This window comes from Orenia metallireducens (genome assembly GCF_003001995.1).
GTDB lineage: Bacteria > Bacillota > Halanaerobiia > Halobacteroidales > Halobacteroidaceae > Orenia > Orenia metallireducens_B.
In genome coordinates this window covers 181,148-194,163 of record NZ_PVNB01000002.1, presented here as the reverse complement: position 1 = coordinate 194,163, position 13,016 = coordinate 181,148, and the positions used below count along the sequence as shown (strand labels likewise).

The 13,016-nt window shown below is 31.0% G+C and carries 9 protein-coding genes; 8 read left to right on the top strand and 1 reads right to left on the bottom strand.

All coding sequences use genetic code 11. The features are described from left to right. The 7 genes from BX659_RS02450 (at position 1) to BX659_RS02420 (ending at position 10,299) form a co-directional block, all read left to right on the top strand. Entirely contained in the window at positions 1–1,551 is a 1,551-nt protein-coding gene (locus BX659_RS02450; protein ID WP_097016240.1) for a Na+/H+ antiporter NhaC family protein, read from the top strand. 371 nt (positions 1,552–1,922) lie between these two features. Then, on the top strand, positions 1,923–2,186 hold the full coding sequence (locus BX659_RS02445; protein ID WP_097016239.1) for a hypothetical protein: 264 nt from the start codon (positions 1,923–1,925) through the stop codon (positions 2,184–2,186). 224 nt (positions 2,187–2,410) lie between these two features. Beyond that, positions 2,411–3,115, top strand: coding sequence for a vWA domain-containing protein (locus BX659_RS02440; RefSeq protein ID WP_097016238.1), 705 nt, complete (start codon positions 2,411–2,413; stop codon positions 3,113–3,115). Positions 3,116–3,776: 661 nt separating this feature from the next. Beyond that, entirely contained in the window at positions 3,777–4,949 is a 1,173-nt protein-coding gene (locus BX659_RS02435; protein ID WP_097016237.1) for a HEAT repeat domain-containing protein, read from the top strand. A 193-nt stretch (positions 4,950–5,142) separates the two neighbouring features. After that, the gene (locus BX659_RS02430; protein ID WP_097016236.1) at positions 5,143–7,899 is read left to right on the top strand and encodes a UPF0182 family membrane protein; all 2,757 of its coding nucleotides are present in this window, start codon (positions 5,143–5,145) and stop codon (positions 7,897–7,899) included. A 197-nt stretch (positions 7,900–8,096) separates the two neighbouring features. Further along, on the top strand, positions 8,097–9,128 hold the full coding sequence (locus BX659_RS02425; protein WP_097016235.1) for a hypothetical protein: 1,032 nt from the start codon (positions 8,097–8,099) through the stop codon (positions 9,126–9,128). Between the two features lie 139 nt (positions 9,129–9,267). Then, entirely contained in the window at positions 9,268–10,299 is a 1,032-nt protein-coding gene (locus BX659_RS02420; RefSeq protein ID WP_097016234.1) for a hypothetical protein, read from the top strand. On the opposite strand, the gene BX659_RS02415 is transcribed toward BX659_RS02420, so the two are convergent. After that, positions 10,296–11,219 (bottom strand): VanW family protein, encoded by a 924-nt coding sequence (locus tag BX659_RS02415; RefSeq protein WP_097016233.1) that lies wholly within the window; start codon positions 11,217–11,219, stop codon positions 10,296–10,298. The two genes, BX659_RS02420 and BX659_RS02415, sit on opposite strands and share 4 nt — an antisense overlap. Positions 11,220–11,485: 266 nt before the next feature. Here BX659_RS02415 and BX659_RS02410 point away from each other — a divergent pair, with 266 nt between their 5' ends. After that, positions 11,486–13,000: a Mur ligase family protein gene (locus BX659_RS02410; RefSeq protein WP_097016232.1), complete on the top strand. Its 1,515-nt coding sequence runs from the start codon at positions 11,486–11,488 to the stop codon at positions 12,998–13,000. The last annotated feature ends 16 nt before the right edge of the window (positions 13,001–13,016 follow it).

Below are 13,016 nucleotides of genomic sequence, written 5' to 3'. Positions count from 1 at the left end.
ATGGAAACATATGGATGGTTATCATTGATACCACCAGTTTTAGCTATTATCTTAGCTTGGTGGAGTAGAGAGGTTTTAGTATCATTATTTATAGGAGTCTTCGTTGGAGCAACTATTATAGCCGATTTCAATCCTTTAGTAGGATTTATGAGAACACTTGACAAATATATGATTGAGAATTTAACAGATTCATGGTATATATCAATCTTATTGTTCTTAATAATATTATCAGGGATGGTTGGAATTATTACCAGATCAGGTGCTACTAATGCAGTGGCTGAATTTGTTGCTAAAAAGGCTAAGACTACGCGTAGAGCACAGCTGGCAACCTGGTTGATGGGAATTTTAATCTTTTTTGATGATTATGCTAACTCTTTGATTGTAGGAACAACTATGAGATCAATTACTGACAAGATGAAGATATCTAGAGAGAAATTAGCCTATATAGTTGATTGTACTGCAGCTCCAGTAACTAGTATGGCTATCATTTCAACTTGGGTAGGTCATGAATTAGGCTTGATTAGAGCAGCTTTTGATAGTCTAGGAATAGAAGCAAATGCATACTCTACATTTATGCAGACTATTCCTTATCGCTTTTATAGTATTTTCGCTTTAGCGATGGTATTATTTATCGCCTTAACAGGTAAGGACTTTGGTCCTATGTATGATGCAGAAAGAAGAGCAAGAAAGGAAGGGAAGGTATTAGCAGATGGAGCTACTCCATTGGCTTCTGATGAATTGACAAATATGGAAGTCAATCCAGAAAGTAAAATGAAATGGTATGATGCTTTTATACCTATGGTAGCTGTAGTAGTAGTTACTATAATTGGTCTGTGGTATAATGGTACTAGTGGTTGGACAGAAGCAATGCCATTACATGAAGCTTTTGGTAATGCCGATGCCAGTGTTGTATTATTATGGTCATCCTTTAGTGGAACATTAGTAGCTATTATCTTAGCACTATTTAAAGGTGGATTATCTTTAGAGGAGAGTATGGAAGGATGGATAAATGGGGCTAAGGCTTTAGCAGGAGCATGTGGAATTTTAATCCTAGCTTGGGCTTTAGGTCTTGTAACTAAAGAGTTAGGTACAGCCAATTTCTTAGTTGATCTTAGTAAAGGGACTATTCCTGCCTTTATGGTACCTACAATGATATTTGTTATCTCAGGAATCATTGCTTTTGCAACAGGTACATCTTGGGGGACAAGCTCAATTATCATGCCTTTAGCGGTAGCGATGGCTTATCAATTAGGCTCTCCTATGATGGCGACAATTGGTGCAGTATTGACAGGTGCTGTATTAGGAGACCACTGTAGTCCAATCTCTGATACTACTATTATGTCTTCAACAGCTTCAGCTGCAGATCATATAGATCATGTTAAGACCCAATTACCTTATGCGATTGTAGTTGGTATAGTAGCAATTTTATTTGGATTCTTGCCAGCAGGATTTAATGTGCCTAGTTGGACTGTCTTTCCATTACTATTGCTAGGTATGATAGCATTATATCTAATTGTAAATTACTTTGGTAAAGCGGTAGAAGAAAACTAATTTAGATGTTTAACAGCTAAATGATAGAATCTAACTTGATAAAAGCCAGGTGGCATATGCCACCTGGCTTTTATCTTATAATCTTTTAGTGTTAGGCTGATAATAATATACTAAAAATCTATTTTAGTTACCTTTGCTAATCAAACTTCTCATTTGATTTTTAAGGAATTTTCAAAAAAGTAGAAAAAAGTAATATATGTGTTATAATGATGGTATAATCATATTATTAGGGGTTGATTCAAGCTTAGAGAGACTGAATAGAGTATAAGATTTGTAATTAAAAAAACTTATGTAATTAAGGGGTGCATAAGATATAGTTAATGAAATGATAGATTCTTTTAATTTAGTGGATAATTGAGGAGGGATGATATATGGAAATAAGATATCAGAGAAGACAGCAAATAGGAGACATATCATTAGAGTTATATGCCACCTCTACAGGTTGTATGATATCAGTTAGTAATTATGCTGGTAGATATCATTTATCAATATCCCATGAAAGCAGAATGCCTAGCAAGAGAGAAGTAGAACAGTCTAGAAAAGAGTTATTACCAAAAACAAAAAAGTTTAAATTAGAACAACCTTATACAGATGTAAACCAAAGATGTACATTGCATCTGTTAGAGAAAAGTTAATAAAATATATAGGAGTTGGGGTCAGATATTTAATCTGACTTTTTTTGATTTTTATAGTAACTTTAGATATAGTCACTTATGAACATAACTACAATAAAATTAATATATAAAAATAACTATACTAAATTATAATACTATCATTAACAATAGAAATATAAGAATATATAAACAGAACAAACATAATATTATAAAAAAGAATAAGAGTTTAAGGAAAGGAGCAGATTATGAGAGCAAAACAGAATTTAACTTTGGTTGCTTTAATATTAATTTTATTATCAGCTATCTTTGGTATTAATACTCTAAATATTATATCAATTCCAGCAAGTAAAGAAGGTAGTGCAATAGGTAGAGAGATAAAGGTTAATACTGTCCAAGCTCCACAAAATAATAAGATAAATATAGAGATTGTTTGGGATGCTTCTGGCAGTATGTGGGGAAAGATCGAAAAAGTAAATAAAATAAGCCAATCTAAACAGATTATTAGAAGGGTGATTAAAGATATTCCAGAGAATATAAACTTAGGATTAAGAGTGTTTGGTAATAAAGGTTCTATTGATAAAGCCAGTCTATTGATAGTTCCCCTATCAGAAAATAATAAAGAAATTACTCTAAAAGCAATTGATCAGATTAAACCATCAGGAAAATCACCAATTGGAATCAATCTTTTATTAGCGGGTAAGGATTTAATTAGCCTCCCAGGAGAAAAGCATATACTATTAGTAACTGATGGTAAAGATACTGGGGATATTATGCCTAATAAAATAGTAAGTGAATTGAGAAAGAAGGGGATTAAAACCCACATTATACAGGTAGGTGAAATTACTCATATCAGTCAATTGCAATTACAAGAACTTGCTAAACTTGGTGATGGTAAATACTTCACTTACTTTGAAGAAGAAGAGGTTGTACCAACTATGAACCTTCAATAATGGTTAGAAGGATTTATTAGTTAAATTTCAATACAGAGAGTAACTGTTAATGGGTGTATAGCGACACTTTTCACTTTAAAAAGTGAGTAAAATTATTAAAATATTTTTCGGGAAAGCTTATCAGCTTTTTTCCCGAGTGATTTTTGTCATTGCCGCAAAAGTCACCAAAAAGTCTAGAAAAAAAATTCAACTCACTTAGCAATCAAAATAATGAGTATTATCACTTATTAGACTCTCTAAATCAAAATTTCATGATACTCTAAATCCTAGCTCAATTTTTGCTTCGTTCAAACAGAAATTTTTTTCGGCTTAAAAATCTTAAAATCTTTTTAATTGTAAATTCAAAAGTGTCTTAATGTCATTCTATTATATCAGTTTTTAATAACATAAGAATCTGATAATATATATAAAATGAATTATCTCCTTGACAAAATAATGTAATAACAATATAATATGGTTGATATAGATAAAGTTCAATTATATTTATATTCGTGTTTATTTCTTCCAAAATCCCCCTACTAATCACCTTAGTAGGGGGATTATTTTATGAGATAGAAGAATATTGCTAGCAATAATACTGGTAGATAAATCTTTATGAAGGAAAAATAATTAATTTATAGAATATAAAGAAATAAAGACAAATTAAAAAGGAGAGAAGAAGATGGAGATACCAATCTTTATGCAAAATACTATAACTCTTTTATTGGAAAATTTGATAACAACTTTAGTTATAATAATTACTATTTTAGTTATAAGTAGATGGATAATAAAGAAGATTAAAAACAAAAAGAGTTATAGCTATATCGAAAGGTTGCTCAAAGAGGATCTGCTCAAAGGACTAGAAAAATTAAATAAGTCAAAGGATATAGAAATCAAGAAGAAACTCTTATCAGAAGGTAAGCAATCCTTAGGAAAGAGTTTATATCAAGAAGTAAAGGAGGAACTTATTAATAACGGTGTAATAGATGAGCTCTTTAATGAGCTAGTTGCTAAAGATGAAACTAAGCGGGGTGAAGCTTGTGAGATTTTAGTAAAACTTAATACCCCACAAGCTATCGATTATGCTATTACTTCTTTATATGATCAAAGTAATGAGGTTAAGAAAATAGCTATAGAGTCCTTAGCAGAGTTAGTCAATTCTAAGATCATTGAGACTTTTATAGAGTACCTATCTTATTGTGATAATGAGCTGGTTCTATCTAAGTTGACCAAGGCTTTTGAAAAGATTGGAGATTTGGCCTTTGAACAACTGGTTGAAGTTGCTTTTACTAAGAAGGAAGTATATAGAAGTTGGGCTATCAAGCTATTAAGCAATATGAATTATGAAGATAGACAGGATGAAGAGATCATCAATATTTTCAGCAACTTATTAAATGACAAATCGGAGATGATTAGAGTTCAAGCTATCAAGGCGATAGCCAAATTTAAGGATAGTCAAGGGGTCTTTGATAATTTAATTGATAAATTAGAGGATAATAATTGTGAAGTAAGAAGCCAAGCCGCCAAAATCCTTGGTGAATATGGTAAGGAAGATGCAGTGCCTAAATTATTTACATTAATTACAGATAGTAGTGGTATGGTGAGAATGAATGCTTATCATTCGCTAATTAAATTAGGGGATAAAGGATTTGAATATTTGCTTAAAGCTACTAGAATAAAAGAAACTAAGACAGAAGCATTACAGGTATTAAAAGAGCTAGATATGGAAAAAGTAATAGATAATATTAATAGGATCTACGAACTAGGAGATAAAATGAATGATGATATAAGAGAAGAGCTATCTTTAGATGATTATCTTAAAGAAGAACAGAGGGAATTTCAGATAATAGGATAAATCACCTTAAAATTTAAGTGTGAGAGTGAGTTGAAGGTTTTTACTCACACTTGCACTTTTTTATTAACATTGTAAGGAGATACTAGGATGTGATAATATAACATAAACTAAGATTAGAATTTATTTTAAGATTTGAATTATAAAGCAGTACTAGTAACTTAAACTATAAAATAGAGATTGAGGGGTTGGGAGTATGAAATTATTTTCTAGAGGGTTGATTATTTCTTTATTATTTTTAATTATTTTGGGGGTAAATTTTTTAGGTTTAGGGGTAAATTTTTACACCGATATACTCTGGTTTAAGAGCTTAAATTTTATAGATAGTTTTTGGACCATCTTTCAAGCAAAGATTATTGTTAGACTAGGAGTTTGGTTCTGTTTTTCCCTATTTATATATTTCAATTTATTATTTACTAAAAAAGCATTATTGAAGCTAATTGAAAATTTCAAAAGAAGTGATGACACTGATAATAATCATGTAGTAGAGCTTAATCCTAAAAAAGATATCAAGTTTCTAGGTTTTCTAAATTCAAATAGGATAAATTTAATCTATTTATTGATCAGTATAATAATAGGTTTCTTCTTTAGTAGTATTGGCGCTAATAGTTGGAGGGTAGTATTGGAATTTTTAAATGCTACTAGTTTTGCTAATACAGATCCTATATTTAATAAGGATATCTCTTTTTATATTTTTAAATTTCCTTTCTATCAATTTATTTATCAGCTATTATCTACCTTGGTTATTATTACAGGTCTAATAGTAGGAGGAGTTTATCTACTGAGTAATCGTGGTGGATTCTTTAGTCGAATCAGCAATCGCGGCAAGTATCATCTATCAATTTTAATCAGTCTCTTCTTCCTATTAAAGGCTTGGGGCTATCGTTTAGATATGTTCCAATTACTATACTCTAGTAGAGGTGTCGCCTTTGGAGCTAGCTATACTGATATTCATGCTCAGCTTTTTGGTTTAAAAGCATTATCTTTAATAACAATAGTATTAGCTATCTTTATCTTTATAAATATTTTTATAAAAAAGACAAAGTTGATAATTGGGGGTGTTGTTACATTATTTATAGCCTCATTACTGTTGAATACTATTTATCCTGGACTTGTTCAGCAATATCAAGTTGAACCAAATGAAGTAGCTAAGGAAGCTCCTTATATTGAATATAACATTGAATTTACTAAAAAAGCTTACAACCTTGATGAGATTGAGAAGCGAGATTTTGATTTTAAAGAAGATTTAACTTATGATGATATTCTTAGTAATAAGACTACCATAAATAATATTAGACTATGGGACAATAGACCTCTAAAGACTACCTATGGTCAGCTGCAAGGGATTAGATCCTATTATTCCTTTAATGATATAGATATAGATAGGTATCAAATAGATGGCGAAACCAGACAAGTGATGTTAGGAGCTAGGGAACTTAGTCAACAACTCTTATCTAATAGAGCTAAAACTTGGGTAAATAAGCGATTAAATTATACCCATGGTTTTGGTTTGGCAATGAGCCCAGTAAATAGGGTAAGTCCAGGGGGATTGCCAGAATTTCTAATTAAGGACATCCCACCACAAAGTAAGAAGTTTAAAATCAAGCAGCCAAGAATCTACTATGGAGAGTTAAGCAATGAATATGTAATAGTTAATACTGAGGCTAAGGAATTTGATTATCCAGAAGGTGATCGGAATAATTATACTCAATATAATGGCGATGGAGGGGTTAAGTTAAGTTCACCAATTAGACGGTTAGCCTTTGCCGCTAAATATGCTACCTTAAAGTTATTATTAAATGATGATATTAGCTCAGAGAGTAGATTGATGTTTAATCGTAATATCAAAACTAGGGTAGCTAAGATTGCGCCTTTTTTAAGGTATGATAATGACCCATACTTAGTAGTAAGCGATTTAGGAGAGTTATACTGGATTCATGATGCTTATACTACAAGTAATAGATATCCCTATTCAGAACCACAGAACTGGGGAAATTATATCCGTAATTCTGTTAAGGTAGTAACCAATGCTTACACAGGAAAGGTTAAATTTTATGTAGTTGATAATAGTGACCCTATTATTAGAACCTATCAGAAGATATTCCCTGAACTATTCAGTAAATTTAAGGAAATGCCAGCAGATATTAAAGCTCATATTCGTTATCCTGTAGATCTATTTAAGATTCAAGCTAAGCTATACAGTATTTATCATATGGAGGATCCAACAGTCTTTTATAATAAAGAGGATTTATGGAATATACCTCAGGAGAATTATGCAGGAACTGCTATTGAGATGGAACCTTATTATACATTGATGAAGCTTCCTGATGAAGCAGAGGAGAGATTCTTATTGATGTTACCTTTTACTCCTGTGAGGAAGAATAATATGATCTCTTGGTTAGCAGCTAAATCTGATCATGATGATTATGGGAAACTGGTTTTATATAAGTTCCCTAAACGGGAGTTAGTCTATGGTCCAATGCAGATTGAAGCAAGAATAGATCAAAATTCAGAGATATCCCAACAGCTAAGCTTATGGAATCAAAGAGGATCAAGAGTAATCAGAGGTAATTTATTGACTATTCCTATCAAAAATTCTATCCTTTATGTTGAACCGATCTACTTGCAAGCAGAACAGAGCCAATTACCTGAGTTAAAGAAGGTAATTGTCTCTTATGGTGAAGATGTGATTATGGAGAATAGCTTAGAGTTGGCACTACAAAGATTATTTAGAGTTAATAAAGAAGATTTAAAAGAAGATAAAGCAGCAGAAACAGAAGAAACAGAAGAAGGTAAGCAGAATCTTAGTGTTAAAGGATTGATCAATGAGATTGCTAAGCTCTATAGTAGTTCTAAAGAAGCATTGAAAGCAGGAGATTGGACAGAGTATGGAAGACTAATTAAGAACTTAGAGGAGAAATTAAATTTATTACAAGAGAAAGCAGAAAAATAATCAAAGGGGCATTAATGCCCCTTTGATTATTTTTATAAAAGAGTACTAAATTTAGATAAAATCAAAATTAAATAAAGGTATTAAAGTAAAATCCATAGAATTATTTTATATAAAATAAATTGAATTTATAGGGAAATTTTTGTTTTATTAAATTTAGAGTGCAAAAGATTAATTTAATAAGTTATTAGGAGGTCTTTATGGACGAGAAGATTAAGATTATACAGCAGACCTTAGAGGTTAATCAAGAAGAAGCTGAAACGGCTCTAAAATTAGCTGAGGATGATTTAGAAAAAGCATTATACATGGGTGATTATGTAGCTAGAGATTATATTCTACTTCAGATCAAATTCACTTCAGGTGCTAGTAACCATAATAAAAATTATGGACTGATTGGAGTTGTTTGGAATGGAAAAGAAGGAGAATTTGTTAATAGTGATGTTGCTATTAATGATAGAGAATTAATTTCTAATATAGAGTTAAAGGTAGATCCTCAGGTCTTTATGAAAGCTTTGCAGAAGATAAAGCAGTCAGAAAATTTTAATTTTGAATATCAAATTAAGAAGAAGATAGAAGAAATATTTAATCCAACACTTATCTTTAAGATATTCAAAATGAGTAAAGAAGATCAGATAGAACAGTTACATGATTTTATTAAAGAGAAGATGATGAATGTCCTTGAAGGTGCTTTTGATTTAGAAATTTACCTAGAATTAATAACAAAAGCAAAATTAAGAAATCTCTTTCCTGAATTTTTTGAAGAAGCTCCTGTAGAAGAGATAGAAGAGAAGGGATCTAAGAGGGAAGGGAAGCTGACAAAAGGTAGTTTAGATATCAATTTAAGCTGTGTACCTATTATTTCAGCTACTAAGGGTAAACGGATAAGTGAGCTAAATATAGGTGATAAACTCAAAGTTAAGATTACTGACCACAAAGAGATTGGTCAATATCTCAATAAATTACTCAAAGACTCCTCAGGAACAGCTACAGGTGTTATAAGTAAAATGTCCTTCAATGAAAATCTAAGGCGTTATTCAGTTGTGGTACAGTTTGGTCCTAATATCTATGGTAATTTAATTGTAGAGCCTGAAGTTAAGATAAGTACTGTAGACTCTGAAATTAGTAATAATAAAGAAATCGATAAGGGAAAGATTAATAAAAATAATTTAACTATATTTTCAATTATCATCGTTATAATTATTCTAGGAATCATTCTCTATAATTATCTTTAATTAGGATATAATATTTCATTAAAGGGTACAATCAACTTAAAAAGAATTCAAATATTAAAAGACTATATAGAGTACGATAATAATCATTAGATTCTATGAAATTAGTCTAGCTAAGTTCATTTAATAAAGGGTGAAGACCATGGACCAAAAAATTGGAGTAATACAACAGACTGCAGAAATAAATCAAGATGAGGCTAAACAGGCTTTAAAGTTAGCTGAAGGTGATTTAGATAAGGCATTACAGATGGTCGATTATGTCAGCCAAAGTTATATGATTATTCATGGTAGAGTCGGCTATGGTGCTTATAACAAGACCTATCTCTTATTCAGTATCGTAAGTGATGGAAGGGATGGAGAGATATTAAGCTCTGATCTGGTAACAACCTCCAAAGAGGATGTGGAGAATATAAGTCTTAACATAGACCATATGGTCTTTACTAAGACTTTAACTGATGTCAATGTTAAAAGTAAAAAAAGTCTTAATTCTAAGGAGTCCCATTTAAAGTTTGAGAGGCTATTTACTGCTGCTGAGATATACGAACTATTTACACTATTAAAAGCAGATGATCTCTCTAAATTTAAAATGATTTTTAAAGAAAAATTAGAGGAGTTTCTTAAAGAGGAGATAAATTTAAAGCTATTTGCTAAAACTTTAACTAAGGTTAAATTAAAAACCTATTATCCTGATCTCTTCTTTAAAGAAGAACAAGCTCAAAATGATGATAATCATTCTGCAAAACAAGAAGGAGAAGAGAAGAAGTTAGGCTTAGATATAAATCTGACTTGTCAGCCTGTTATTTCTCCTAGTAGTGGAAAAAGAGTTGAAGAGTTGCTTAATGGGGATGAAATTTTAGTCAAAATTAGTGACAATAGTGAGATGGGCAGATATTTAGCAAGTTTATTAAAAGATACAACAGGGATGATTAAGGCAACAATTGAAGATAGAGAGTTCAATCAAGCTACAGAGAGATATTGGGTTTTAATTAAATTTGGTCCCAATATCTATGGGAATCTATCGGTCAGTCCTCAGATTAAAATATCAACACCACAGGCAGAAGAAAAGAGTATAAAGAATAAAGAAGGAGCGGCTATAGACCAAGGAACCTTTATGCTTTTATTCTTCATAACATTATTTATAATTATAATTATCTTTATCTTAATAATCTTTTAATCCCTTATCTCTTCTAGGATATAAATAGCTACATACCTATCTATAATATCTGTTAAGATGATAAGGGGATTTTCTGTATTATTAACAAATTTAAAGTCTTTTTGTTGTGGAACTACTGTAGCATCTTGGCCTGCTTTTATATAGGAAAGAACTTTGCTATGGCGATGCCTTTCTGTAATTTTAAGCTTTGCTTCTAAAGTGGCGTTATAAAGAGTTGTAGAAACTTGACAGATACCTCCACCGACTTTAGGGATGAATTTACCAGAGTCGATAATAGGTGCTTTTTTATATCCTTTCTCTTGACTAGGTAGTCCGATAATCTGATTAAATGAGAACTCTTCTTTGGGTTTAAGTTCATAATAATTTATATCTTCAAGAGCTATCCTAATATTATTCCTTCGGTTTAGCGAATTATTTGCAAGATAAGTGGTATAGTGCCCTAATATTCTACCTTTTGATTTTGATTTATCTATTTTTGTAAAATAAAAGATACCTTTACTCTTAAGCATTTCTTTACTGATAGTAGGGGCTATAGTAGTATAGGAGCAACTTATCTTATCTTCTGTTTTAGCAGAGAGAATATTTTGCATAGTTTTTTTAGTATCTATTGATCTGCCTAATTTACTATCAAAGATTTTATCCCTGAAGATAAAGGCATTTTGAGGTTCTATACTCTTTTTGGGGGACAATTTGTGTAAAAGCTGATTGATCTGATTAACATTTAGTCCTCCTATATTTAATCCTTCTAATGATACTTCTGGTCTTACTACCTTAAGAAAGAATGGCTCATCAGTTCCTAATTCTTTTTTAGATTTAGAGAGGTTATTTTTGTCTGGTATTGAGATGATAAAACTAAGAATCAAGGTGACTAGTACTATTAAGATTACAATTGAAGTTTGTTTTTTATCATTGCGATTCATTATTTTATCCCCCAATCTTTAATATATTTTTATAATCTGTTAAAGCTATCATAAATATGTATTTGATTTAATTCCATAATTAGTAGATGATTCTATCATTTTAAAAATTTAAAAGTATTATATATAATATAAAGTATAATTAATTTTATCAGTCTGGATATAGCTCTTGTCTTAATAATCACCTTAATTAGTACATATAGTTATAGTAACTTCAGAAAATTTATATCTGAATTTGTTTTTTAAAAGCTTATAAAAGGGGGGATAAAGTGTTTTCAAATCCCTTGGTAGATTTAAATGAACTGTTATTAGATGAATTGATTAGAGGTTTGGATATAATAGAAATTGATAACTTTCAAAATTGGGAGATAGACCATGTAACAGATAATTCTAAAAATGTCAAAGCTAACTCATTATTTGTAGCTATTAAAGGGTTTAATGTAGATGGTCACCAATATATTAATGAAGCTATAAGTCAGGGTGCTATTGCTATCATTGGTGAAGATAAGATTGAAAATAACAAAGATTTCACCTATATCAGAGTCAAGAATAGTAGGAAGGTATTAGCAGAGCTGGTCAATAGAGTATATGATAACCCTAGTCACAAACTAAGGATAATTGGGGTAACTGGTACTACAGGCAAGACGACTACAAGCTCTATGATAGATCATATTATAACTGATATAGTCGGTAGTAGTGGCTTAATTGGGACACTATATAATAAGATTGGAACAGAGTACCTTTATGACCCTACCAAATGTACTACTCCAGACATTATCACCTTAAATAAATTCTTTACTAAGATGAGAAAGAGTAAGACAGACTATTTGACCATGGAGGTATCTTCCCATGGCTTGAAGTTGGATCGGGTTTGGGGTGTAGATTATGATGTAGGTGTCTTTACCAATCTATCTTATGACCATATGGAGTTTCATAAGAGTTTAGAGGACTATTATCAAAGTAAAGAGCGGTTATTTAGATATTTAGCTGAGGATAAGGCTGCCGTGTTTAATTTAGATGACAAGTATACTAACAGGTTAGTAAAGATTACAGAAGCAAAGATATATACCTATAGTATCTATAATAAGCATGGAGATATTAAAGCTGAAGATATAAAAATGAATCAAAATGGTTTGGAATTTAAAATTAGTATTAATCGTGATATTATTAGTAATCTTGGAAAGATGGTTCATCCTACAGTTCTTAGATTAAGGACACCATTATTAGGTTATCATAATATATATAATATTTTAGCTGCTTTTACTACAGCCTTAATCTTAGGATTCCCATTATTAAAGGTCAAAGCAGCTTTAGAGTCCTTTACTGGAATTAGAAGAAGAATGGAAGTGATTTATGATCAAGATTTTACTATTATCGATGATTTTGCTCATAATCCAGCAAGCTTAACGGCCAACTTTCAAACTATTAAAAGCTTTGATTATAATGATTTAATTATGGTCCACTTTTTAAAAGGAAGACGAGGACTTCAGGCCAATCGCTTAAATGCTCAGCTTATTGGTAAGTGGGCTAAAAGATTGAATTTAGCAGATCTTATTACTACTAGAGCTGAAGAAGAGGTAATTTACAAGAATAAAGTATTATTAGAGGAAGAGGCAGTCTTTACTGAGATTATCAGGAATAAGGGTATTAATATTAAGAATACTGCTAGGTTACAAGAAGCAATCGAATTGGCTTTGGGCAAAACTAAGAGAAATGACCTCTTATTAATAATTGGAGGTCCGGGTTTAGATAGAGCTGCTGAGTTGATTAGAGAATATCTTTAAATTAATAATTCAAGTG